The organism is Pseudovibrio axinellae (assembly GCF_900110875.1).
Classification (GTDB): domain Bacteria; phylum Pseudomonadota; class Alphaproteobacteria; order Rhizobiales; family Stappiaceae; genus Pseudovibrio; species Pseudovibrio axinellae.
The window spans coordinates 192312-217469 of sequence record NZ_FOFM01000001.1 but is presented as its reverse complement, the minus strand read 5'-3'; the positions used below and the strand labels follow the sequence as shown (position 1 = coordinate 217469).

Here is a 25158-nt window from a genome sequence, read left to right as displayed (position 1 = left end):
CTTTAATGCTGGAAGTAAAAGGGGAGAAGGGCACCTTAAACCCAGTTCTTTAACAAATTTAAATCAACGGGGAAAATTGCAGGTTGCCAATTGACAGTGATCACCCTCCAAGCGGGAGAACTGATGAGAAATATTCTTTAAAATCAGCAATATTCACGGCTTTTTGCCTAAACTGCATTTATTAACAGAGTGTTTTCTCGGGAATAGAATCAGAGGAGCTTCTGCCGATTCTGTCAGGTTAGAGACATAAAAAAAGGCAGAGTCGGAGACTCTGCCTTTTTAAAGAGAACTGAAGAAATATTATTCTTCGGTTTCTGCTTTTTCGCTCTCGTCGCTTTCGCCAGCTTCTTCAGAATCGCCTTCTTCAGAACCAGCATCTTCGCCGTCTTCCAATTCTTCGTCTTCGTCGAGATCTTCGTCGAATTCAAAGTTGTCGGTTTCGCGACCTGTAAGATCTTCACCGGCAGCCTGGCGGTCAGCTTCATCAGTAGAACGTGCAACATTGATGGAAATAACAACTTCCACTTCTGGGTGCAGCGTGATGACAACTTCGTGCAGACCGATAGTTTTAATTGGCGCGCGCAGGGAAACCTGGGAGCGTACAGCTGAGAAGCCGCCAGCTGTCAGGATTTCTGCAATGTCGCGTGTTGCAACAGAACCGTAAAGCTGGCCAGTTTCGCCAGCAGCGCGGATAACCACGAAGGTGTTGCCAGCAAGCTTTTCGCCAACTGCAGCAGCTTCGGATTTACGCTCAAGGTTACGTGCTTCAAGCTGTGAACGCTCGTTTTCGAAACGCTCAAGGTTTGCCTTGTTCGCACGAAGAGCTTTGCTCTGTGGCAGAAGGAAGTTACGTGCGTAACCGTCACGAACAGTTACGGTGTCGCCCATCTGGCCAAGCTTGGCAACGCGCTCAAGAAGGATAACTTTCATGGAATTTCTCCTATGCTGTCCTGCGGCATTTACAATCCGCAGTTAGAGAGAGGTGCCGGACGGACCGATCAATCTCTCAACCGTGGCTCTGGAAGCCAGAACCAATAAAAAGGTCAGGAAACAAAGTTTCCTGACCTGATAACCAAGTCTTACTTGATTACGAACGGCAGAAGGCCGAGGAAACGAGCGCGTTTGATGGCACGAGCCAGTTCACGCTGTTTCTTCGCTGATACTGCGGTAATACGGGAAGGAACGATCTTGCCGCGCTCAGAGATGTAGCGCTGCAGAAGACGGATGTCCTTGTAGTCAATCTTCGGAGCGTTCGCACCGGAGAATGGGCAGGTCTTACGACGACGGAAGAAAGGACGACGTCCTGCGGAAGAAGATTCAGCCATTTTCAATTACTCCGCTGCAGGTGCTTCAGGGCGACGATCTGGGCGTGGGCCACGATCACCACGGTCCGGACGAGGACCACGATCATTACGATCACCGCGACGACGGTCATCACGATCACGCTTCTGCATCATAGCGGACTGTTCTTCGTCCAGCTCTTCTACACGAATGGTCATGAAACGAAGAATGTCTTCGTTCAGGCCCTGAAGACGTTCCATTTCAGCAACAGCCGCATGAGGAGCATCTACATTCATCAAAGTGTAGTGAGCCTTACGGTTCTTGTTGATACGGTAAGTCAGGGTGCGCAGACCCCAAGTTTCGATTTTGCCGACTTTGCCGCCGTTTTCTTCGAGAACAGTTTTGAACTGTTCAACGAGGGCTTCAACCTGCTGAGTAGAAATGTCCTGACGAGCCAGGAACACGTGCTCATAGAGCGCCATGTGGATTGCCTTTCTGAGTTAAACAATTCCGGTATCGGCGCAAAGCCCCTTCGAATGGCCCTCAGAAAAGGCCTAGAAGATGTTTACACAAGAGCGGAGACACGGGAAGACGGAGATCCTTCGATTCCTACAGCTGCAAAGCAGTTGCCTTCCTTTAAGCCTCCGGCCTAACACCGGAAACGAGATGGGCTTTATAGCCAATCCCCTGCAAAAAACAAGCGCTATCGGTTAAATTGGCCTTTTTTCCAGCCGCAGTCTTGACATTGCGCCTTCAAGGCGGCTCATGTCCCCCGCAAGAACACCGATGGACCAAGGGTTACCCTAGGTTTCTTGGTTGGATGGGCAAGTTACGAATAGGGAATCTATCGTGCTGCCTATTTTGGTGGTGGTCATAATTTGCACGTATTTGCTGAATTAATAGCGGCCGCATCTTGGAATATTAAGTGGGACACCCACATTTGACACAATTCGTAGGCGACGGAGCAATTTATAGATGACTATTGCATTTACATTTCCAGGTCAGGGTAGTCAGACGGTTGGAATGGGTAAGGATCTTGCCGACACGTTCCCGGAAGCGCGCGCTGTATTTGAGGAAGTTGATGCAGCTCTCGGTCAGTCATTGACCAAGGTCATGTGGGAAGGTCCCGCAGATGAGCTCACTCTCACTGCAAACACACAGCCAGCTTTGATGGCTGTCAGTCTCGCCACAATGCGTGTGCTTGAGGCAAAAGGTGTGGATCTTTCAAAAGCCGCCAGCTTTGTGGCCGGGCACTCTTTAGGGGAATACTCCGCACTGGCAGCAGCTGGTTCTCTGAGCGTTGCACAAGCTGCACGTCTTTTGCGTATCCGTGGTGAGGCCATGCAAAAGGCCGTTCCTGTTGGAGAGGGCGCAATGGCAGCTCTTCTTGGACTGGACTTTGATCAGGCAATGGAAGTTGCTCAGGAAGCAGCTCAAGGCGATGTGTGTCAGGCTGCAAATGACAACGCAACGGGGCAGGTTGTTGTATCTGGCCATAAAGCCGCCGTTGAACGTGCTTGCGAGATCGCAAAGGGCAAAGGTGCCCGCCGCGCCGTTCTGCTTCCAGTATCTGCACCGTTCCATTGCGCGTTGATGCAGCCTGCCGCTGATGCGATGGCAGCAGCCTTGGCGGAAGTTGAAATCAAAGCGCCGGTCGTTCCGCTCGTGGCGAACGTAGTGGCAGCTCCCATTACAGATCCTGAAGAGATTCGCACTCGCCTCGTAGAGCAGGTCACTGGTACAGTGCGCTGGCGCGAATCTGTCAGCTGGATGGCGGACAATGGTGTAACCACGCTTGTTGAGGTTGGTACTGGCAAAGTTCTGACCGGTATGGTTCGCCGTATTGTGAAGTCTCTGGAGGGTGTTGCAGTCAATACCGCGGAAGATATTGATGCACTCGTTGCGCGTCTTGAGAGCGCACAGAGCTAATACACAGTTTTTGAAAGCTCTTTAGGGTATAAACGGTTGCGCCTTTTGGCGGAATGGTCCTTTTCTCTCAAAGAGCTCTCTCAAATATTCTTTAGCCGAGGAGACAAACGGCATGTTTAATTTGGAAGGAAAAAGCGCGCTTGTAACTGGTGCCACTGGTGGTATCGGCGAAGCGATCGCTCGTTCTCTTCATACGCAGGGCGCAACTGTTACGCTTTCTGGTACACGCGAAGCGAAGCTGGAAGCATTGGCAGCTGACTTGGGCGACCGCGTTCACATCAAGGCAGCAAACCTGTCTGACCGTGACAGCGTTGATGAGCTGATTCCGGCAGCGGAAGAGTTCATGGGCGGCTTGGATATCCTGGTCAACAACGCTGGCATTACGCGTGATAACATCTTCATGCGCATGAAGGATGAAGAGTGGGATCAGGTTCTTGAAGTGAACCTGTCTGCAACATTCCGCATCTGCCGCGCAGCAATCAAAGGTATGATGAAGCGCCGTCATGGTCGTATCATCGGTATTACCTCCATTGTAGGTGTGACGGGCAATGCGGGCCAGGTAAACTATTCGGCAGCAAAAGCTGGCATGATTGGCATGTCCAAGTCTTTGGCGCAGGAAGTTGCCTCACGTAAGATCACAGTTAACACAATTGCTCCTGGGTTCATTGCAACAGCAATGACCGATGAGCTGAATGAGAAGCAGCGCGATTCGATCCTGGGCAATGTGCCTGCTGGTCGTTTGGGTACTGCAGACGAAATCGCAAGTGCAGCTGTTTATCTTGCAAGTGATGAGGCCGGCTACGTTACCGGCCAGACCTTGCATGTAAATGGCGGCATGGCGATGATTTAATAGGCGAAACCCACAGCTGGTTCGACCCTTGGAGTACTGGAGCAATCACTACTGATGGCTGGTAAAACACTGCAGATTGTGGTAGGAACCCGCCGATTAGAAGTGGCCTCTTGGAAAGAGGAACGGAAAAGCTGCGGTTTTCTTTGGAAGCGGCTTAACATATAGGCCGTTGTGTCTTTTCAAAAGAACCAGAGTGTGTAACACGGGTGCCGAGTGAATTAAGGCGCTGTGAAGCGGACCGAAACACCACCTTGAAAACCAATTGAGGACTTAAAATGAGCAATGTTGCAGAACAGGTAAAGAAGATCGTTGTCGAGCACCTCGGCGTAGAGGCAGACAAGGTCGTCGAATCTGCAAGCTTCATCGACGATCTGGGCGCAGACAGCTTGGACACCGTTGAACTGGTAATGGCCTTTGAAGAAGCATTTGGCGTTGAAATTCCAGACGACGCTGCAGAGACAATCCAATCTGTAGGCGATGCTGTAAAGTTCATCGAATCCAAACAGGCTTAATCCTGTTTTAAAAGCTAGGCACGCGGTGGGTCATTTGCACTCGCCGCGCCTGTTCCTATTCGCTGCACAACTGTCACTGTGACGGACGTTCTCGTCCAGATGAGCAGTGTGATCGGGTGTCAGCACGAAGCTAGCAAAGTACGGAAATATGCGTCGAGTCGTTATCACGGGCATTGGCATGGTTAGCCCTCTTGGCAATGGGGCAGAAATATCATGGCAGCGAATTCTTGAAGGCAAAAGTGGCGCAGGCCGCATCGAAGGCTTCGAGATCGAAGATCTTCAAACTAAGATCGCCTGTCAGGTGCCATTCGGCGATGGTACTGAAGGCACATTCAATCCAGATCAATACATGGCTCCAAAGGAGCAGCGCAAGGTAGACCCATTCATCGTCTACGCCGTTGCAGCTGCCGATCAGGCCATTGAAGATTCAAACTGGAAGCCTGAAACCGAAGAAGACAAGTGCCGCACTGGTACAATGATCGGTTCTGGTATTGGCGGCCTTCAGGGTATCGCTGATACAGCTCTTATTTTGGAAGAAAAAGGCCCGCGCCGCGTGAGCCCGTTCTTCATTCCCGGTCGCCTGATTAATCTGGCGAGTGGTCAAGTTTCTATTAAACACGGCCTTAAAGGCCCAAATCATGCTGTTGTAACAGCTTGCTCCACCGGCGCACATGCGATCGGTGATGCTGCTCGCCTTATTGCACTTGATGATGCTGATGTCATGGTTGCAGGCGGTGCCGAAGGCACTGTTTGCCGCATTGGTGTTGCAGGCTTTAATGCCTGTAAAGCTCTTTCCACCGCATATAACGACGAACCTGAAAAAGGCTCTCGTCCCTACGACAAAGACCGTGACGGCTTTGTTATGGGTGAGGGTGCAGGCGTTGTTGTGCTGGAAGAATATGAGCACGCAAAAGCGCGTGGCGCAAAAATTTACGCTGAGGTTGTTGGCTACGGCATGTCAGGTGATGCCTACCATATCACAGCGCCAGCATCTGATGGTGATGGCGGTTACCGGTGCATGAAAGCAGCTCTGAAGCGCGCTAACATTTCACTTGATGATGTTGATTACGTCAACGCGCACGGCACCTCCACGCCGGTGGGTGACGAGATCGAACTGCGCGCTATTGAGCGCCTTGCAGGCGAAGGCGCTGGTTCATTGACGATGTCTTCAACCAAATCTGCTACTGGTCACCTGTTGGGTGCAGCAGGTGCTGTTGAAGCGATCTTCAGTGCTCTGGCGATCCGTGATCAGATCGCGCCTCCAACCATTAACCTTGACAATCCGTCAGTTGAGACTGCGATTGACTTGGTTCCAAACAAAGCGAAGAAGATGGAGATTAACTATGCTCTGTCGAACTCCTTTGGTTTTGGTGGAACAAACGCATCTCTGGTTCTCAAAAAAATCGTGGCATAGCCCGTTTTTTTTGATCAAAGAATAAAAGGGCCAGACTCCGCTTGGCGGAATCTGGCCCTTTCATATTACTGCGCCCGTCTGGGTGAGGCTCTGTTAATGAGTATTTTATGGAGAGCATGACACTCTCCAGTATAGAGGGTAATTATGGCTCAATCGCCTGACGAAAACTCAAATGGGCCTAAGGATCAATCTGATCTTCCTAATCAAGCAGGTGGACCATCAGCACCTCGTAGTCCCAGTCGCGCCATACAGCCGGATGCAGCGCCGCCACCACCGGCACGCTCCCGACACGCGCGCAACCCAGTCGTTATTACCGTTAACTTCCTGCTGTCCATGGCAGTGCTTGGTATCATTGTTGCTGGCGCAGCGTTGTATTGGGGGAAGGGGCAGTTTGATGCAGACGGCCCGTTGCCTGATGAAAGCGTCTTTATCGTTGCAAACGGTATGAGCCTGCCGCAGATCGCAGCGAAACTGGAAGATGAAGGCGTCATTACCAATTCCCTGGTTTTTGAGGCTGGGACGCGCTTGTTTAAAAACGAGAGCAAAATCAAAGCAGGTGAGTATGCCTTCCCTGCTGGCATCTCTATGAAAGATGTCATGAAAGACCTTGTCGAAGGACGTGCCGTCTATCACTCCGTAACCTTCCCGGAAGGCTGGACAAGTGCTCAGATCGTCAGACGCCTCAATGCAAATAAGATCCTGACCGGAGAGATTACGGCAATCCCGTCTGAGGGCTCCTTGCTGCCAGAAACCTATACATTTACACGCGGTACGACCAAGGCACGTATTGTTGCGCAAATGAAAAAGTCTATGGACGATCAGATTGCTCGCATTTGGGAAAAGCGCTCACAAGGCCTCCCGATCAATACGCCCGAACAGCTGGTTATTTTGGCCTCCATCGTGGAGAAAGAAACATCCAAAGTAGACGAGCATCCACGGGTTGCATCTGTGTTTGTCAATCGTCTGCGTAAGGGAATGCCGCTGCAGTCTGATCCGACAATCCTTTATGGCTTGTTTGGTGGCGATGCATGGACGAAGGACCGCTCCGCGATCACACGGTCCATGTTGCAGGAAGAAAATCCTTACAACACCTACAAGATCAAGGCCCTGCCTCCTGGCCCTATAGGCAACCCAAGTGCAGCTGCTCTAGAGGCGGTGGCAAGTCCAGCACCGACAAAAGACCTGTTCTTTGTTGCTGACGGAACCGGCGGCCATGCCTTCGCTGAGACCTATAAACAGCATCAGCGCAACGTTGCAAACTGGCGTAAGGTCGAGAAAGAACTTCGCGCCAAACAGGCAGCGGAAAAGAACAAGAACTAATCTGCAAGTCTTGCAGGAAACATTTTAAAAGCCTGTCCAGTAAAACCGGGCAGGCTTTTTGCGTCGACTCGCAAAATGCCTCATGGGGTTTTTCTGGGCCCTGGCGTATGCTGAACGTCGGCAAACAGTTATAGAGGTGCTGCAACGAAAGGCACCACAAAAGGAGTTTCAACGGATGGCACTGGCAAGCATGACAGGCTTTGCCCGCGTGGAAGGTACTCATAACGAGGCACGCTGGGTTTGGGAGCTCCGCTCTGTGAACGGTAAAGGGTTCGATGCACGCTTGCGACTGCCGCAAGGGCTGGATGGTGTCGAAGCGGAAGTGCGCAAGCGTCTTGCCGTCCATCTAAAGCGCGGTAATGTTTCTGTCGGTCTGCAATTGCAGCGTTCCCATTCTCAAACAGCAATGGTGGTCAACGAAGAGGCGCTGGAGCAGGTTCTCAAGGCCGTTGCTACCCTCCGCGAGCGCCTGCCAGATGCACCAGAGCCCTCGCTGGACGCGATCCTTGGATATAAAGGCGTTCTTGAGTTTGAAGAAGCTGAAGAAAGCGAAGAAGAAACGAACCTGCAAACTGCAGCGCTACTGTCATCCTTTGATGAGGCGCTTAACGAGCTCGTCGCTATGCGCCGCGGTGAGGGAAATGCGATCTCAACGCTGCTCAAAGGTCAGGTTGATACGATTGAAGCGCTCACCAAACAGGCCGAAGAGCTGCCTTCGCGCAGCACGCAGGCAATTCGGGCACGCTTGGAGAGCTTGGTCAAAGAGCTTGTTGATGCAAGCAGCCAGCTTGATTCGCAAAGACTGCACCAGGAAGCAGCAATCCTTGCCACCAAGTCAGACATCCGCGAAGAGCTGGACCGGCTGTATGCGCATGTGGAAGCTCTGCGTGAATTGCTTGTCAAAGGGGGAGCAATCGGACGTCGGCTCGATTTTCTAGCGCAGGAGTTTAATCGAGAGGCCAATACCTTGTGCTCCAAATCGAACAGCGTGGAATTGAGCGCAATTGGGTTGGAGTTGAAGACTGTTATTGATCAGCTTCGCGAACAAACTCAAAACATTGAATAGCCGCCCCTAATTAAAAGAAGATAGAGCTAAAAATGACCGTAGAGAATTCAGGTAGGACAACTATATCCGCTCACGATATTGAGGATGTACGTCGCGGCTTTATGCTCGTCCTGGCAGCGCCATCGGGAGCCGGAAAAGGCACAATCGCGAACCGGCTGCTTGCTGATGATGCAAAGCTTGCCTTATCTGTGTCCGCCACCACCCGCGCACCACGCGCTACAGAAGAGCATGGCGTCCACTACCAGTTCCTTGAGAGCGATGAATTTGAACGCAAGATCAAAGCAAACGAGCTTTTGGAGTGGGCAAAAGTTCACGACAATTACTATGGAACCCCGCGCGAGCCTGTCGATGCAAGCTTGAGTGCTGGCAAGGATATCCTGTTTGATATCGATATTGTTGGAGTGCGCCAGCTTCAGAGGCAGGCAAGGGAAGACGTGGTCGCAATCTTCGTTTTGCCGCCATCGATTGCAGAAATGCAGGCCCGCCTCGAAGGTCGCGGTGATGACAATGAAGCTGCTATCAAGCGGCGCATGCAAACCGCGATTGATGAGGTTTCCGGCTGGCAGGACTTTGATTATATCGTCGTCAACGATGACCTGGACAACGCTGTTAAGACAGTTCAGTCCATCATCGCGAGCGAGCGTTTGAAGCGCATTCGCCTGCCAAAACTTGCGCAAAAGATGGATGGTATGATTGCTGATTTAGAAGCGTCAATCGCCAAATAGCTAAATTTAACAGCGTAAAATACTGTAGGTTCAACGTGTTACTGTGGTTTCCAGACTCAATTCATCAACCAGTTGAATCAGTTTGTGAGCCAGACAAGAGCGGGGCGCTGTTGCCGCAGCAAGGTGCCCTGCCGGATCAGTAAAGATTTATTGCAGCCGTCCCGAGTGAATAGCCATTGACCAGCCAAGTACAAAGACGGACCGAGCTTGAGGACATTAGCGATGATCACGCGACGTGAGGCGCTCAAAGGTGCCGTGTTGGGAGGGGCTGCCGTTCTGGGTGGTGTTGGCGGTGCGACAAGTTTATGGGCTGTCCCAAAACGCCATGACCTAATTGCAAGGCATATAGACCATCCGTTGGTAAAGGGTGCGCCAAACACCAAAAACATGTTTACCTTCGGCGATGCCATGCCGCCCACACTTCGGGTGAAGCAAGGGGAACGGTTCCACGCCCGTTTGGTCAACAAACTGAGTGAACCAACAACCATCCACTGGCACGGTATGCGTTTGCCCAATGATATGGATGGCGTTGCGTTTCTGACCCAGCCCTATGTGTATTCGGAGGATCATTTCGATTATCGCTTTACGCCTCTAGATGCCGGCACCTTTTGGTACCATCCTCACTGCAATTCGCTGGAACAGCTTTCCTATGGCATGACAGGGTTGATGGTTGTTGAAGAGCAAGAGGACCCAGGTTTCGATCATGATCTTCCAGTCAATCTGCGTGACTTTCGCCTTGGTAGTGATGGTCAGTTTGTAAAGCTCTTCCAGCCACGCAAATCTGCACGCGCAGGCACTTTTGGTACGCACAGGACGTCCAACTGGCAATCTGCTCCGGTGATGGATGTGACGGCAGGGTCTTTGGTCCGCCTGCGCCTGTGTGTGAGTGATGTAACGCGGATCTACAAATTGGCATTCCCGCAAAACACACAGGCTAAAGTAATCGCAATGGACGGCAATCCAGTTGCCCCGTTTGCTGTCAAGATGCTGGCACTGGGGCCCGGGCAGCGGGCCGATATCGCGCTGCGCATTCCAGATGGAGAAGGAGAGCAGATCGAGCTCACCAACTATTCATCTTCGTCGCCATGGCCAGTGCTTTCACTGCGAGCGGTCGGGACCTCGCTGCACCGTGATTTGCGGGAAATAAAACCTCTGCCAGTCAACCCGATCCCGCAACCGGACTTGAAGAATGCGGAATATCTCCCGTTGGAATTTTCTGCCACGGCGGAGAAGCGACCAGCCAATCCAATTTGCGGCAGTTTGGGCTTTTCGTTTTGGGCGGTGAATAAGAAAGCATGGCAGGGCGCAGAGCGCGGGCCGTTAGATCCCGTGGATGTGCTTAAACGCGACAAGTCATATGTACTTGAGTTTATAAACCGCACACCTCAAACGCACCCGATCCATATTCATGGAATGACCTTCAAGTTGCTCAAGAGCAATAAGCGCAAACTCCCACCATGGTGGACGGATACCGCACTGGTTCTTCCTGACGAGCGCTTGCAAGTGGCTGTTCGCCCCGATATTGAAGGCGATTGGCTTATGCACTGTCACATTATCGAACATCAAGAGAGCGGCATGACGGCTTTTTTAAGAGTTGAGTAAACGAGCAATCATCCGCATAAAAAAGCCCTAAGACCGCAGTGGTCTCAGGGCTTTTTTTATAAGGCTACTCGCCTTGTCTTCGGCATTCGTTTTCCCAAGCAGGCCCGCCGACCTGCAAGGTGCCTTTGTTCAAACGGTTCCAATCAATCCTGATCAAATGCATGAGCAAGTGCGACAAACCCTGCCACATCGATTTCTTCAGCTCGGGCTGTCGGTTTAAGTCCGGCAGCTTCAATACGTGCTTCAGCGTCCGGTTTAAGACCCTTCAGGCTCGCGCGTAGCATTTTGCGGCGTTGTCCAAAGGCATGCGCAGTGACGCGCTCCAGCGCTTTCAAAGGGCACTCCAGCGGCGTTTCGCGTGGATGCAGCTGCACAACGGCAGAGATGACTTTCGGCGGCGGTGTGAAGGCTTTCGGATTGAGATCGAAAAGAATGTCCGTATGGCATCGCCAATTTGCCAGCACGCCAAGACGGCCATAAGCTTTGTCGCCGGTTTGTCCTACAATGCGCTGCCCAACCTCTTTTTGGAACATCAATGTTAAAGAGGTCCAGAAGGGAGGCCACTCCGGTGTCGTCAACCAGCCGAGCAGAAGCTGTGTGCCCACATTATAGGGCAGGTTGGCGATGATTTTGATCGGTCCATCTGCAAGGTCGGCAGGATTATGCTTGAGGGCATCTCCCTCAATCACTTCCAATCGTCCGCCATAATGTTGTGAAATTTGATCCAGCGCTGGAAGGCACCTTGTATCTTTTTCAATGGCAATGACTTTTTTAGCGCCAGCAGCCAACAAGGCGCGGGTCAGACCGCCTGGGCCTGGCCCAACTTCAACCACAGTGCATTCGCTCAAGTCACCAGCACTGCGTGCAATCCGAGATGTCAGATTAAGGTCCAGAAGAAAGTTCTGTCCAAGAGATTTGCGGGCATCGAGCCCATGCTCTGCAATCACCTCACGAAGAGGCGGCAGATCATCAATTTGTGCCATTAAACAAGCTCAGGTTCTGCAAGGGCTGCTGCAAGACGCAGCGAAGCCATCAAGCTGTTTGGGGAGGCCTTATTGGTGCCGGCAATCGAAAATGCGGTACCATGATCAGGTGAAGTGCGCACATACGGGAGGCCGAGCGTCACATTCACAGCTTCATCAAAGGCCAGAGTTTTTACGGGGATCAGCGCCTGATCATGATACATGGCCACAGCCACATCATAAGTATCCAGCGCTTCACTGTGGAACATTGTATCCGCAGGCAAAGGACCACGCGCATCGATGCCTTCACTGCGAAGCTGTGCGATCGCAGGCGAGATTGTTTCGATTTCTTCGGTGCCCATGGAGCCGCCTTCACCCGCATGTGGATTGAGGCCAGCGATGGCGATACGCGGTGATGTAATCCCAAAGCGTTCAATCATGTCCTTATTAATCGCGCGGCACTTATCCACGATGAGGTCCTTTGTCAGCAGTTTGGGAACATCGACAAAGGGAACATGAATGGTAAGTGGCACCGCCATCAATTCAGGGCCTGCAAGCAACATAATGGGGTCAGCATCTTTGCCCCAGTAGGTCTTCGCCAAATCGCCAAGAAACTCAGTATGTCCTGGGTGATGGAACCCAGCATCATAAAGGATTTTCTTGGAGATAGGATTGGTGACCACGGCAGAGGCTCTGCCGTCTTTAACGTGCTGCACCGCGGTGCTGATGGATTCAATAACAAGGGCCGCATTGGTGCCAGATGGCGCCCCGGGACTGACCTGGACGGGGCCTGAGAGCGGAACGACAGGCAATGCTTCATCAAAGCAATCGCAAGCAGCTTCTGGCTCAACCACTTTGATGGGGATCTTTAATCCAAGGTGCTTTGCGCGGGCTTTAAGGAGCTCAGGATCGCATAAAACATAAAACGGCTGAACGTCTTGCTCGAAGCGAACTTTCCACGTCTTCAGCGTAATGTCAGGTCCAATACCTGCAGGCTCGCCCATTGTGAGGGCGAGCGCCAATTTTACTCTGCGCATAATTAAAAACCATCTCCCGCAGCCAATCAGACGATCAGCGCTGCTCGATTACAGCATTGGAGCGTAGGTCACGAAGGTAACGGCGAGAAAGCTGTTGCCCTTTTTTGTTGCGTAACTCGCCCTCAATTGTGCTTCGCGCAGTCGCATCACTGTTGATTGTCTCTTTACCACAAAGAGCAATCATCTCAAATCCGGAGTCTACAGGGGTAGGGGCTGTTACGCGGCCAACAGAGATCGCATTCAGCTGCTTCACAAAGCCTGCAGGAAGATCAGTTTCAAGACGCTTGCCGATTGGCCGTACGATAACTTCGTTCAAGCCAGCCGCAATCCGTGTGCCTTCTTCGCAGGATGTGAAGCGCGCGCGAAGTCGTTTCATCTCAGCAGCACGTTTGTTCTTGAAAGATTTGCTGGCATTCTTCGGGACGACGAAGATAATCCGCTGAAGATCATATTCGACACTGGTCGTTGCGCTGTCCTTAGTGCCTTCTTTGCCCTGAAGCAGTGCAATCACGTCAGATTCATTAATCCGTACGGTTGCTCGAAAACGTTGCATAACCACTTCCGACCACGTGATTTCCGCACGTAAGCGATTTTTCAAAGTTCGTGAGTTCACGCCGCTTTGAGAAAGAGCCTGTTTAAACTGTGTTTGGGAAAGGTTTACCCGTTTTGCAATTGAGGCAAAAGCATCATCAACTTGGCTGTCCTTGATTGAAACACCAACGCGCTTGGCCTCTTCAAGCTTCAAGGCTTCATCAATCAGCTCTTCCCTAGCTTTTCGCTTTGCAACAGAAGAGGGTGCGCGCGTTGTAAGTGCGATGAGCTTTGATCGCTGCTGTAATTCATAGCTTGTAATAGGACGGCCATTGACAACGGCGACAATTTTACTGGCAGCTTCAGCAGATGTAAGCAGCGGCCCGACGGGTGCCAGCATGCAGGCAGCAAAAACCAAAGAAGCGCAATAGCGAGTAAGTTTCATTTTGTTAAGCTCTCCGTCCCAAAGGCTACAGTATCTATGCATGCTCCCACAATTGCACCGATACATATATGGCACCGCTTGGCGCAAGTCAGAAAGTTGCAGCCGGGAAAATCCAACACAGTTAATTAATAGCAAAAAAAGGCGATAATCTGTCATGCCTCAGGCTATTTTTTTGTGCATAGCCTGAGGTTTAAGTGTAATTACCTACTTAGTCATTCGCGTTTGACTCAGAGGTTGAGGTTGAGAGGCTGGTGTCGCCAATGGTTCTGAGGCCGAATCGGAAGAAGAGGATCCGTTCGACAGGCTCGCCATTGTTCCGGCTCCGGTCTTCACCGTAGGAGATTGAGGCAGAGAAGCCTTCGTCATCGTAACCAACTCCGACCGTATCCTGCACGATATTCTCATTGATAATATCGTAACGAAGGGAGCCGAATAAGCGCCAGTTTTCCTGAAGGTTCAAGTTGAGCGCGCCAACCACCTCGGAGCGCTGCTCATCAATTCCTGCGTCTGGACGCTCTGCCAGATATGCATAGGAAAGAACAGTCGAGGCAGGTCCATAACGGCCACTTGCGCTGATTTCCGTACGCGCAACGCCAAAGTCATGCTCGTTGAAGCGAGCATTACCGCCGATGCGGAACCCGGTATTGGTGTCGAAGTAAAGGCTGGTGACGTAATCAGACCCTGTGGTCTGGAGACCAGAATCGCCAGTCGCATCCAGAATACCAGGGACTGAGTAGGAATTTTCTCCAGCAAGCTGGAAGGAGCGACCAAACAGAGCGCTTACAAACGAGCCTTGGTCAAACTGCAATTTATATTGCAGACCAATGTTAGCACGCGTTCCGCCTTCGTTACGGTCAAATCCAGAAAACTTATCCCATTCAAACAAAGTGGAAGCGTCGAAAACGATCGACTGTGCGTCTTCGTTCGGCAGCTCACCAATCGATGTTTCGTTAGGGCGAACAATAAGCTGTGCAACAGGCTCAATGATCTGGTTGCCACCATTGAAGCTCGACAGGAATGGATAACGATACTCCAGACCGACTGCCGGCATCCCTCGGAAGACGACCGCGTCATCTGAAAGTTCAGTGACGTTCTCATCCGCGTTTGCGAGGAAATAAAGGTTTGTCTTCGCATAGGCAAATGGCGTGAAAACCTGTCCGAGTGGATCGATGAACGTACGCTGCCACGTCAGGTTAGCACTCAAACGAGTAAAAGTTCCCTCAACCCCGCGGAACCGGTCAACTCCATTCACGGAGAATGCATCGGTTGTCTCACGGGTGAGGCTCGTCAGGTTGCCGTCATAGTTCAGCTGCCCGCCCAAAATCGACTTCTCAAAGTAAATCGAGTTATCAATCGACGGGTGAACGTAGGGCTGTTTCTCTTGCAGGTCATCATTAACAGGGGTGAACGGCCCGACTGGATTCATCGGCTGTGTCGGATCTGGGTTGTTTTCCTGAGTGAGCTGGAATGCATAGGCATTGGCATCAAATAAGTTACGCTGGGTTTGGCCTTTTAGATACAACTTGGAAACTTCATCTGCGCTTCCAAACTGCGCAAAGCCATAATCCTCGCGAAAAGCACGATCCGTTGCGTAAGTGATATCCCAGCCGGTTTTCCAGAGGCTACTTAAGTTAAAACTACCATCTGTGTGCACGATAAAGCGGCCACGGACATCTCCACTTGAGCCCAAAAATTCATTCGGGTCTGCTTGGGATATGCCGCCAACCGAAATATTGTAGGATCCGCGGTCAAATTTCTGACGCCAGTCAAGCTGCCCCAAAACGCCCTGTTTTGTAAGCGGCGTCACAGTAACCGTCATGTCATAAGTGGGTGAGAGCGACCAATAGTATGGGATCGCAGTACCATACCCAAGACGGTTCTTAGCGATAAAGCGCGGTAGCAAGAAGCCAGATTTGCGACCAACGGATGGATCCGCGATCGAAAAATAAGGGACCTTTGCAATCGTATGACCAAACAACTCAATAGATGCGCCTTCGAAATAGATTCGGCGCTCTTGTTGATTGTGAATGATCGTTGTGGATTTGATCTGCCAAAGCGGAGGCTTCGGAGCTTTTTGATAAACGGAGTAGGTTCCGTTATTCAGTGTCGTAACATTGTCACCTGAGCGCTCAGCACTTTCCGCAATGAAATGAGTGAACTGAGGTGTATCAATCTGCAGTGCTTGGATGAACCCCTCAGAGAAGTCATCGCTCAGCGTCAGGTTATCTGCAAGAATGAGGTTGCCATCTGGCTCAGTCATTCTCACGTTGCCATGTGCAGAGAATTTCCCGTCCTTACGATTGTAAGTAACGCGGTCAGCTTGCAATGTGTAATTATCGAAATAGATCTCGACGCCGCCGAATGCGACAATGATGTCATTATCAAAGTCATACTGAAGCTCAAGCGCTTCAAGCATCATTGGCTGAGAAGTATCAACCGCCTGCTTGGCAGTTTGCGATAGATCGATCTGCGCAACTACAGGCGCGCTGATAGCCAAAAGGCCAGCACCGCATAGCAAAGCAAGCGCAGAGACAGTACGAAGGTATTCTGGCGATACGCAGCCAGCCCCAACTCGCTTGATTTTCTGTTTCAGGATCGAGGTCGAACCCATCAACCATCCTCCTGGTTCAACAGAATAGTGAAACCCATAAGAACCCCAAATACGCCAGGTGCCCATGCCGCAACCGCTGTTGGGACGATTCCGGCTCCACCCAAGTCCTTAGAGATTTCAGAGACGGCGTAAAGCACGAACCCACACAAAATCCCCCAGGCAATCAGGCGACCAATTCCCCCAAAACGCGAAACACGCAGCGAAACAGCAGCAGCAATAACAATCATTGCCACAAGTAACAGGGGTTTGGCTAGAAGAGTCTGATATTGTAAAGAATACCTATACGCAGGTAGTCCGGCCCTTTTGGATAGCTCGATAAAGCGTGGAAGACTCCAAAAGCTAATGGATTCCGGTGAACCTATGCTCTCCTTGACCTCTGTCGGGGTCAAAAATGTGCTGACTGTGTAGTTATCATAATGTTGTGGATCAGTGTCCAAAGCGTAGACAACGGCGTCAGTTAAACGCCACATCCCTTCTCCAAGAACGGCCTTGCGTGCTTCGATTCTCTCTGAGAACTCGCCTTGACGGTCAAATGAGAACAGTGTCAGGCCATTGAGCGTTGCTCCCTGACCACTGGTGTGGCGGGCGTGTAAAACGGATTCACCATCCGTGCCATTTTGCCGAAGCCAGACCTCACCAGAACCTTCCAGCAGGTAAGTTTGCTCAACACTAAAAAGCCCTTCAGCGATCTCGTCTGATTTTTTTTGCAGATAAACCGCACCTGGGTTGTATGCGATAACGGAAAAGATACCGATAAAGAGACCAGTCAGAAGTGCAGGGGCGGTGAATTGCCAGACTGAGATGCCAGCAGCACGTGCCACCACAAGTTCAAGGCTTCTGCTCAGTGAGACGAAGGCCCATATGGATCCAAAAAGCACCGCAAATGGAATGACTTGTTCCAGCAGTAATGGAACGCGCAATACGGAAATCGCAACGATGCGCAGCATGGAGAAACCTTCGCGGTCACCCCCGCGGCGTACAAGCTCAAGCACATCAAAAAGAAGGATGAGTACGGTCGCAAACAGAAAGAGAGCCAGGATCGACTTGAAGAACCGTTTGGAAATGTAAAGACTGAGTGTTCTTCCTGCCATTACAACCCTGCTGACCCTTGGTTTTTACGCCCAACCAGTTTCGAGAACACACGCCCAACCATATCGGAAAGGGAATGTGCCCCATTGACCAGACTCTGAACCAACCAAGGTCTTTTGTTTAGGCTAATGGACCAAGCAGCAAGCGCAATTGCGATTATTGGGATTGCATAGAGCAACGGGAACATATCTGGAGCTGCACTCACGATTAGTGTTGCGCCAAAACCTGCAGTTCTCAGCAGAGTCGCAACAGCGATTGTTGTTGTTATTGCAAGACCTTGGTCTTGTCGGGTGGTCTTGGGGGTACCAAGGAATGCGTAGATGATCAGCCCAAAGGCAATTGGGTAAAGCGGAACGCTCAAACGATCATGGAATTCCACAATTAGCTTGTCCAAGTGCTTTGCTGCATAAGAATCGCCAGCTTTTGCATTCAGTAATTCAAATGTCGGGCGCTCACTAGACTTGAAAGTTGGCTCTCGGGCCTCGGGAATCATCGCGGATAAATCAAAGCCATAGCTCTCAAAGCTCACGATGGACATGTCCTGCCCACCCTTAGGTCGCCGCTGGATTGTTCCATCAAGCATCACAAGGAGCGTCTTGTCAGCAGCTTCGATGATCCGTCCCGTTTCCGCTGTGTAGGTAAAGGACGTTTCTGGGTCGCGGGCATCATCCAGCAAAAGGCCTTCAAGTGCACCATCTCCGCTTCGGTTGCGAATATGGAAAGTCAGGTTCTCTTCAATCGGAATGAACCTGCCAGGTTTGATGATATTTGCAACCAGATCAACGCGCACGCGTGTTAGCTCACTGCGAAGCTCCGCCAGCCCGGTAGGTGCCAGATAGGTCGACAAAAAGTACATAAGCGCTGTGATCATAACGGAGAAGATCAAAACAGGCCGCAATACAAGCCATTTAGAGGCACCCGATGCATTGATGACGATCAGCTCACTGTCGCGTGACATACTATTTAAAACAATAATAAACGCCAGCATCATTGCAAAGGGTGCAACAATCAGAATGAGGAGTGGGAGCGCAAGGGCAGTGATATAGCCAAACTGAAGAAGTGTTTGACCTTTTGAGGTCACCAGATCCAGTTGGCGCAACGCTTGCGTAGACCAGACAACACCAGTCATGGCTGCCAGGGTCACGATAAAGGCGGTCGAGCATCGCCTGATGATATAACGTTCAATAGTCTTCATTGTGCCGTGCACCAGAACCTTTTCTTGTTCATTATGGGAGCGGCCAAGCCACAAAATGATTCAATGCCACTCAATAGCACGGAATGTGGCTGAAAGTCGGTTCTCAGGATCTTTTAATGAATAAACTCGCAAGTTTCTTCACTCAGCCTTGAAACGAGACCATTATCACGCCATGTTCTGACATGAGTTTTAAGCGCGGCTAAGGCACATGTATATCTGTGTTCACTAGAATATTATGCTAGAAAACGCCGGTCGCAGTTTAGTCTGAGGAAAGAAACGACCATATGACGCAATTCACATCCATCAAGTTTGCACAATACTCCAAGCCTACAGCGCGTTCTCAAGTTGTCTTTGCTGGCGAAGAACTTAACTTTGCTGCTGAGGCCGAGGGTGTGATGGGTTCGGCGAGCGAAACTGTTGCGCGCGCTGCAAAAACGGCAGACTTCAACGGCAAAAAGTCCGCTATCATGCACCTGCTTGCACCTCAAGGTATGGACGCAGAGCGTTTGATTGTTGCTGGACTTGGCAAAATTGAAGAACTGAAAGACCGGGACTGGGTTAATCTGGGCGGTGAAGTTGCTGGTAAATTGCTGGCGTTGAAAGCTGAAGATGCGGAAGTGACCTTCCCCTCGGCTGCAACCGCCCAACAAGCCGCTGATTTTGCACAGGGCGCATTGCTGCGTGGTTACAAGTTTGACACCTATCGCACTGTGAAGAAAGAAGCTGACGGCGACAAAGCCTGCTCATTGACCCTTAAGGTTCAAGATGCTGGTGCTGCTGAGCTTTCATGGGCAGAAGCTGAAGCTGTTGCACAAGGCACGTTGCTTGCACGTAGGCTTGTTGACGAGCCAGCAAACACACTTGGTCCAGTTGAGTTTGCTGCCAAAGCTCAGCAGCTCTCCGAGCTTGGTGTAGAAGTTGAGATCCTCGACGAAGATAAGATGCAGGAACTGGGCATGAATGCCCTTCTGGCCGTTGGTCAGGGTTCCGTTCGTCCATCCCGTCTTGCTGTTATGAAATGGAACGGCGGCAAAGAAGGCGAAGCACCAATCGCGTTTGTCGGTAAAGGCGTTGTGTTCGATACCGGCGGTATCTCCTTGAAGCCAGGTGCTGGCATGGAAGACATGAAGGGTGATATGGGTGGCGCAGCTGCTGTTATCGGTCTCATGAAAGCCCTTGCAGGGCGTAAAGCAGCGGTAAACGCAGTTTGTGTGCTGGGTCTGGTTGAAAACATGCCGGATGGAAACGCAATTCGTCCAGGTGACATCGTTAAAACCATGTCTGGTCAGACAGTTGAGATCCTCAACACCGATGCTGAAGGCCGTTTGGTGCTGGGCGATGCTCTTTGGTACACTCAGGAGCGTTTTTCACCAAAGTTCATGATTGATCTTGCGACCCTTACCGGTGCTTGCATGGTCGCGCTGGGTGGTCACCGCGCTGGTGTCTTCTCAGAGGATGATGATCTGGCTGCAAAAATCTGTGCTGCTGGTGAGACAACCGCCGAGAAAATGTGGCGCCTGCCACTTGGCGATGAGTATGACAAGATGATCGATACTCCAAATGCAGATATGCGCAACACTGGCGGTAATCGCTGGGGTGGTGCGAGCACTGCAGCTGTTTATCTGCAGCGTCATACCAATGAAACCAAATGGGCACACATTGATATTGCTGGCGTTGCGATGGGCTCCAAAAAGACCGCGATTTCGCAAGGCTGGGCTTCTGGTTTTGGTGTGCGTGCGCTTAACCGCATGATCAAAGAGCATTTCGAAGGCTAAACCTTTCGCAACGCCTATGCGTGTTTACATTTGAAAAAGGCCGGTCACATCCACATGTGGCCGGCCTTTTTTGCTGGGCTTGTTGCGGTGGTGTATGGCGTCTGTTCAACTTCAAAACAAAAGCCCCGCTGATTTGTCAGGCGGGGCTTTTGTTTTGAACTGCAAGAAATAAATGCGTGATGCGTTTATTTTTAAAAGCACGAGCGGGCTAGAGAGATAAAAGCCACTCCTGTTACTTAATCAGCAGGTCTGATAATGAACACAGGCACCAGAATTGTCTGGAATCATTGCGCCCACAGCTGCTGTTATCCCAACAAGGCCGGATACAAGAGCAAAGAATAAAGCAATACGCGCTGCCATTTGGTCATTTCCTAAATATACAATGCCTGCGGACCCACAAGAGCACACAGGTGAGGGCATTTCACCCTCCATAGTCGGAAGTGGGTTTCGCCAAGCTTAACACACCAATGAAATTCCCCGAGAATGTGATCAAGTCCAGACCTTTAAAACGTCTGGGTGGAGTTTATCAATGATTCCTATGAATATCCCAGGTTATATGGATATTCACGGCAATTTTTAGATTAAAGTGTGGTCAATTGAAAAACGCTGTGATTTGAGCTTTACATATACCACACAAAGCCAGAACCAGCATGCGCTAAAGGGTGCACTGGGTTGGGGTAGCCTCCAAGCCTGAGGGAAAAACGGGACACCAGAATATGAGTGAAGTGCTGTTCTATCAGCTGTCAAAGTTTCCGCTGGAAAGGGCGCTGCCAACTCTCCTAGAAAAATGTCTTGAGAGAGATTGGGTGGTGACGGTCCAATTCGCAACAGAAGAACGGTGCGATGCAATTGACGCTTACCTTTGGACCTACTCAGAAGATGGGTTCTTGCCTCACGGCACCAAGAAGGAAGGGCATCCCGAGTATCAGCCGATTTACCTCACGACAGAAAGCGATAACCCCAATGAGGCAATCGTCCGCTTTCTGGTAGATCGTGCGCCTCTGCCAGACCCGGCTCAGTACCAGCGCGTTGTCTATATGTTTGACGGCAATGATCAAGACGCTTTGCAAGAAGCGCGCAAGCGCTGGGTTGAGGTGAAGGACACGGGCCACGACCTCACATACTGGGCGCAAACTGACAGCGGCGGATGGGATCGGAAAGCATGAGCACGCAGGATATGGATCACCGCAAGCAGCTCCATGAGCGTCTGGATAAGCTTGAAGGCGCGAGCGATGGCAGCTGGGAAAGCCGAAAGAGCTGGTTTGAGCAAGTCTATACCTCGGCAAACGGTGACACCAATGAGATTCCGTGGGCAGAGTTAAAGCCGAAAGAACCATTGGCGAAGTGGCTTGAAGCCAACAACGGGCAAGGGCGCACCGCATTGGATGTAGGGTGCGGTTTAGGCGACAACGCCAACGCGCTGCACATGGCAGGCTGGAAAACCTCTGCCTTTGATGTTGCACCCTCAGCCATCAAATGGGCGACTTCACGGTTCCCAGCTGGCGAGGTAGAGTTTCGGTGCGCCGATCTTATGAACCCGCCGCAGGACTGGGTTGGGAAGTTTGATCTGGTCTACGAATGTTACACCTTGCAAGCCGTCAGTAGCGAGCTGCGCAAAAGCTTCGTGAAACCGCTGAAAAGCCTCGTTGCACCTGGTGGCACTCTAATTATCCTCACCCGCTATTGTGAGGAGGATGAGGACGCCTCTGGTCCGCCATGGCCTCTAACTAACTCTGAGTTATCAATGTTTTGTGACGATAACTTTGAGCAAAGTGTGAGGTATACATACACCTTGCATAAAGAGGATGGCCGCACCATTCCGCATATTTGGCTGGAACTCAAGCGCAAAGCCTAACAGCTATCAAGTGTCAAAAGACGGCCAGATAACCAAGCGCCTTGCTCTTTGCGTAAAGAGAGGCGCTTTTTGCTTTAAAGGATCACAATGAGGATTGCAGTCACCGGCACCCATGGCAGTGGGAAAACAACGCTCCAGGAAGATTTCGTCGACCAACATCAAGCCTACGAGGTGGTTCAGGAGCCGTACTGGGAGCTCGCTCAGCAGGGCGTCATGTTTGCACAGCAACCGTCCATCGACGACTTTATGGAGCAGCTGAACCACAACCTGCAATCAATCCTCAGCGCGGAGCATGAGCAAGACATCATCTTCGATCGTTGCCCGCTGGATTTCATTGCCTATCTGGAAGTGCTCAGTGAGCGCGAGGGCGCACAGTGGGAGCCATCTGGTCAGCTCTTGGTGAGGATAGAAAAGGCTTTAGCAGCTTTGGATCTGATCATATTTCTTCCGCTTTCAACACCAGATGAAATAACTGCACAGATCGAAGAGGTAGAACTGCGCCACCAAACAGATGAACGACTAAAGCAGATTATCCGCGATGATACGCTCGGAATGTTGGAGCTGCTCCCAAGGCTTGTAGAGCTGAGCGGATCAAGGAACCAGCGCACCGCCGCCCTTTCAAAGCTCATCCTTTGAATCAGTTTATGAGTTAGCTCAATTATTTTATCAAAATTATCAATTAACGCGTTGATATTTAATGATATTGATCTTGTGTGCTGACTTATCTGCCAGGTCATCGGGGGCTTTAAGCGTGAGGCAAAGAAAAACCCGGCACTGGTATCAGTACCGGGTTTCAATCAATCTCATTGACGGCAAAACCTAGCCCGCAGAAAGTTCTTCCAGTTCGGCTGACATGCCCAGCCATTTCTCTTCGGTCTCGCCCAGCACCTTCACATAGGCTGCACGACGAATGGCATGCTGCTTGGCTTTGTCCGGTGCTTCTGTATAGATCCGTGGATCAGCCAGCAGCGCATCAAGTTTCTTGATGTACTTTTGGTACTTGGAGATCTCTTTTTCTGCCGCTTCAATGTTCTTCTTTAAAGGAGCGGTTTTAGCACGGCGCTCGGCAGCTTCCTTGCGGCGCGCTTGGGCGTTTGCCTTCTCGCTGTCCTCTTCCACGACGGATTTAGATTTAGAGCTGCTGTCACCCTTAAGGATCAGCTTGCGGTAGGCTGCCATGTCGCCGTCGAAGTCTTTCACGCCTCCGTCAGCAACAAGCCATAAGCGGTCTGCACACGCTTCCACCAGGTGCCTGTCATGGCTGATGAGAATAACCGCACCATCATAATCGTTGATCGCGTGCACAAGTGCTTCGCGGCTGTCGATATCAAGGTGGTTGGTCGGCTCATCAAGAATAACAAGGTTCGGCCCATGGAAGGTAGCAAGACCCAGCAACAGCCGTGCCTTTTCACCGCCCGAAAGGTCCTTGGCTGGTGTCATCATGCGATCAGTCGGTAAGCCAAAGCGGTCAACACGCGCACGGATTTTGGACTCCATAGCGCCGGGCATCAAAGGACGCACATGCTCAATGGGGTTGCTCTCTGGCATCAGGTCATCAAGCTGATGCTGCGCAAAAAACGCAGTGCTCAGTTTGGTTGCCTTTGCCATCTCACCGGACATCAACCCAAGGCGGCCTGCAATCAGCTTGGCGAAGGTCGATTTACCGTTACCATTGGCACCCAAAAGCGCAATACGGTCATCATGGTCGATGTTCAGCGTCAGATTGCTCAAAATCGTCTTGTCGTCGTAGCCAACAGAGGCCTGTTCCAGCTTGATGATAGGGGGAGACAGCTTAGCCTCCGGCTGCGGAATGTGCAGCTCCAGACCTGAGCCTTCATCCAGAACAGAAATAGGCTGCATCTTCTCGAGCATCTTGATGCGGGACTGCGCCTGCTTTGCCTTGGAGGCTTTCGCGCGGAACCGGTCAACAAAGCTCTGAATGTGTTTTCTCGCTTTGTCCTGCTTTTCGGCAGCCTTCTTTTGCAAGATGATCGTTTCGCGGCGTTGACGGTCGAAACTATCATAACCACCGCGATAAAACGTCAGCTTGCCGCCATCCATATGCACGATGCTATCCACCGCGTTATTCAGCAAGTCGCGATCATGGCTGATCAGCAGAACTTGATATGGATAACGCGCAATGAAGTTCTCAAGCCACATCGTGCCTTCAAGGTCGAGGTAGTTGGTCGGTTCATCCAGCAACATCAAATCTGGTTTGGAAAACAGCAGCGCCGCAAGGGCCACACGCATACGCCAGCCACCGGAGAAGTTGGCACACGGCTGCTGCTGTTCATCATGCGAAAAGCCCAGTCCGCTCAAGATAGCAGAGGCACGCGCTTCTGCGCTGTGGCTCTCAATATCTGCAAGGCGTGTATGGATCTCGGAGATACGATGCGCGTCCTGCGCCGTTTCAGCTTCTGCCAAAAGGTCGGTGCGCTCGGTATCAGCAGCTAGAACCACCGCAAGCAAAGAGTCTTGCGTGCCCGGTGCTTCCTGCGCAACCTGACCGATCCGCGCTTTTTGAGGCATATGTACGCTACCGCTCTCAACAGAGAGCTCTCCGCACAGCAGTTTAAACAGCGTTGATTTGCCAACGCCATTGCGACCCACGAGGCCGGTTTTTGCACCACTGGGTATAGTAACGGAGGCATTGTCGATCAAAAGACGACCAGCAATGCGATAAGTCAGGCTGGATACTTGTAACATAAAACGCTGTTTGCCCGCTTCAACCAACTTTGGCAAGAGGCGAGTGAGGGAAGAGAGCAGTTTTTGCGTGGGGAAGGCGAGTTAAAAGGTGTCAGAGGCTACGTAGTCATCAGTCTTAAAACAGATATAGCAGGTCGTCATTTTCAAGCTGGTTCTTTGAAAGAGGCAATGAGGTGGGCAACAACATCCGTCCCGCTACGTCCTCCCTAAATTAATGACCGCAAGATGTAGTCGGTCTGACAAGCTGCACTTG

At 51.2% G+C, this 25158-nt stretch carries 22 protein-coding genes; 12 read left to right on the top strand and 10 right to left on the bottom strand.

Annotated features, from left to right (window positions below; genetic code table 11):
* Positions 1–300: 300 nt before the first annotated feature.
* The 3 genes from rplI to rpsF all read right to left on the bottom strand — a co-directional run bounded on the left by rplI (position 301) and on the right by rpsF (position 1763).
* Entirely contained in the window at positions 301–930 is a 630-nt protein-coding gene (gene rplI / locus BMZ51_RS00945; protein ID WP_068009494.1) for a 50S ribosomal protein L9, read from the bottom strand.
* A gap of 149 nt (positions 931–1079) precedes the next feature.
* Positions 1080–1325 carry a 30S ribosomal protein S18 gene (gene rpsR, locus BMZ51_RS00940; protein WP_008552033.1) on the bottom strand — a complete coding sequence of 82 codons (246 nt, stop codon included), beginning with the start codon at positions 1323–1325 and terminating at the stop codon, positions 1080–1082.
* A gap of 6 nt (positions 1326–1331) precedes the next feature.
* Complete coding sequence (rpsF, locus tag BMZ51_RS00935) at positions 1332–1763, bottom strand: 30S ribosomal protein S6 (RefSeq protein ID WP_068009497.1); 432 nt, start codon at positions 1761–1763, stop codon at positions 1332–1334.
* Positions 1764–2256: 493 nt separating this feature from the next.
* Between rpsF and fabD the strand changes: the two genes are divergently transcribed.
* The 8 genes from fabD (at position 2257) to BMZ51_RS00895 (ending at position 10699) form a co-directional block, all read left to right on the top strand.
* The gene (gene fabD / locus BMZ51_RS00930; RefSeq protein WP_068009498.1) at positions 2257–3210 is read left to right on the top strand and encodes an ACP S-malonyltransferase; all 954 of its coding nucleotides are present in this window, start codon (positions 2257–2259) and stop codon (positions 3208–3210) included.
* A gap of 112 nt (positions 3211–3322) precedes the next feature.
* On the top strand, positions 3323–4060 hold the full coding sequence (gene fabG / locus BMZ51_RS00925) for a 3-oxoacyl-[acyl-carrier-protein] reductase (protein WP_068009499.1): 738 nt from the start codon (positions 3323–3325) through the stop codon (positions 4058–4060).
* A gap of 275 nt (positions 4061–4335) precedes the next feature.
* Positions 4336–4572, top strand: a complete 237-nt coding sequence (locus tag BMZ51_RS00920) for an acyl carrier protein (protein ID WP_068009500.1) — start codon at positions 4336–4338, stop codon at positions 4570–4572.
* Between the two features lie 148 nt (positions 4573–4720).
* Positions 4721–5986, top strand: coding sequence for a beta-ketoacyl-ACP synthase II (gene fabF / locus BMZ51_RS00915; RefSeq protein WP_068009501.1), 1266 nt, complete (start codon positions 4721–4723; stop codon positions 5984–5986).
* Between the two features lie 144 nt (positions 5987–6130).
* Positions 6131–7306 carry an endolytic transglycosylase MltG gene (gene mltG, locus BMZ51_RS00910; RefSeq protein WP_068009502.1) on the top strand — a complete coding sequence of 392 codons (1176 nt, stop codon included), beginning with the start codon at positions 6131–6133 and terminating at the stop codon, positions 7304–7306.
* A gap of 175 nt (positions 7307–7481) precedes the next feature.
* Positions 7482–8372 (top strand): YicC/YloC family endoribonuclease, encoded by an 891-nt coding sequence (locus BMZ51_RS00905; RefSeq protein WP_068009829.1) that lies wholly within the window; start codon positions 7482–7484, stop codon positions 8370–8372.
* A gap of 32 nt (positions 8373–8404) precedes the next feature.
* Positions 8405–9097: a guanylate kinase gene (gmk, locus tag BMZ51_RS00900; RefSeq protein WP_068009503.1), complete on the top strand. Its 693-nt coding sequence runs from the start codon at positions 8405–8407 to the stop codon at positions 9095–9097.
* A 222-nt stretch (positions 9098–9319) separates the two neighbouring features.
* Positions 9320–10699: a multicopper oxidase family protein gene (locus BMZ51_RS00895; protein ID WP_068009506.1), complete on the top strand. Its 1380-nt coding sequence runs from the start codon at positions 9320–9322 to the stop codon at positions 10697–10699.
* A 143-nt stretch (positions 10700–10842) separates the two neighbouring features.
* On the opposite strand, the gene rsmA is transcribed toward BMZ51_RS00895, so the two are convergent.
* The 6 genes from rsmA to lptF form a co-directional block, all read right to left on the bottom strand.
* Entirely contained in the window at positions 10843–11682 is an 840-nt protein-coding gene (rsmA, locus tag BMZ51_RS00890; RefSeq protein ID WP_068009508.1) for a 16S rRNA (adenine(1518)-N(6)/adenine(1519)-N(6))-dimethyltransferase RsmA, read from the bottom strand.
* Positions 11682–12698 carry a 4-hydroxythreonine-4-phosphate dehydrogenase PdxA gene (pdxA, locus tag BMZ51_RS00885; protein WP_068009511.1) on the bottom strand — a complete coding sequence of 339 codons (1017 nt, stop codon included), beginning with the start codon at positions 12696–12698 and terminating at the stop codon, positions 11682–11684. The genes rsmA and pdxA overlap by 1 nt, the downstream gene beginning before the upstream one ends.
* Positions 12699–12732: 34 nt before the next feature.
* Complete coding sequence (locus BMZ51_RS00880) at positions 12733–13674, bottom strand: SurA N-terminal domain-containing protein (protein ID WP_068009512.1); 942 nt, start codon at positions 13672–13674, stop codon at positions 12733–12735.
* A 208-nt stretch (positions 13675–13882) separates the two neighbouring features.
* The gene (locus tag BMZ51_RS00875; protein WP_068009514.1) at positions 13883–16285 is read right to left on the bottom strand and encodes an LPS-assembly protein LptD; all 2403 of its coding nucleotides are present in this window, start codon (positions 16283–16285) and stop codon (positions 13883–13885) included.
* Positions 16285–17376, bottom strand: coding sequence for an LPS export ABC transporter permease LptG (gene lptG, locus BMZ51_RS00870; protein WP_068009515.1), 1092 nt, complete (start codon positions 17374–17376; stop codon positions 16285–16287). The genes BMZ51_RS00875 and lptG overlap by 1 nt, the downstream gene beginning before the upstream one ends.
* Positions 17376–18569, bottom strand: coding sequence for an LPS export ABC transporter permease LptF (gene lptF / locus BMZ51_RS00865; protein ID WP_208979206.1), 1194 nt, complete (start codon positions 18567–18569; stop codon positions 17376–17378). The genes lptG and lptF overlap by 1 nt, the downstream gene beginning before the upstream one ends.
* A gap of 284 nt (positions 18570–18853) precedes the next feature.
* On the opposite strand from lptF, the gene BMZ51_RS00860 reads away from it, so the two are divergent.
* The 4 genes from BMZ51_RS00860 to BMZ51_RS00845 all read left to right on the top strand — a co-directional run bounded on the left by BMZ51_RS00860 (position 18854) and on the right by BMZ51_RS00845 (position 22835).
* Positions 18854–20344: a leucyl aminopeptidase gene (locus BMZ51_RS00860; protein ID WP_068009519.1), complete on the top strand. Its 1491-nt coding sequence runs from the start codon at positions 18854–18856 to the stop codon at positions 20342–20344.
* Positions 20345–21060: 716 nt separating this feature from the next.
* Complete coding sequence (locus BMZ51_RS00855) at positions 21061–21510, top strand: DNA polymerase III subunit chi (RefSeq protein WP_068009522.1); 450 nt, start codon at positions 21061–21063, stop codon at positions 21508–21510.
* Positions 21507–22199 carry a class I SAM-dependent methyltransferase gene (locus BMZ51_RS00850; RefSeq protein ID WP_068009525.1) on the top strand — a complete coding sequence of 231 codons (693 nt, stop codon included), beginning with the start codon at positions 21507–21509 and terminating at the stop codon, positions 22197–22199. Before BMZ51_RS00855 ends, BMZ51_RS00850 begins: the two co-directional genes overlap by 4 nt.
* An 87-nt stretch (positions 22200–22286) precedes the next feature.
* Positions 22287–22835, top strand: coding sequence for an AAA family ATPase (locus tag BMZ51_RS00845; RefSeq protein WP_068009527.1), 549 nt, complete (start codon positions 22287–22289; stop codon positions 22833–22835).
* Positions 22836–23018: 183 nt separating this feature from the next.
* Here the strand turns inward: BMZ51_RS00845 and BMZ51_RS00840 are convergent, their stop codons facing one another.
* Positions 23019–24905 (bottom strand): ABC-F family ATP-binding cassette domain-containing protein, encoded by a 1887-nt coding sequence (locus BMZ51_RS00840; protein WP_068009831.1) that lies wholly within the window; start codon positions 24903–24905, stop codon positions 23019–23021.
* Positions 24906–25158 lie beyond the last annotated feature (253 nt).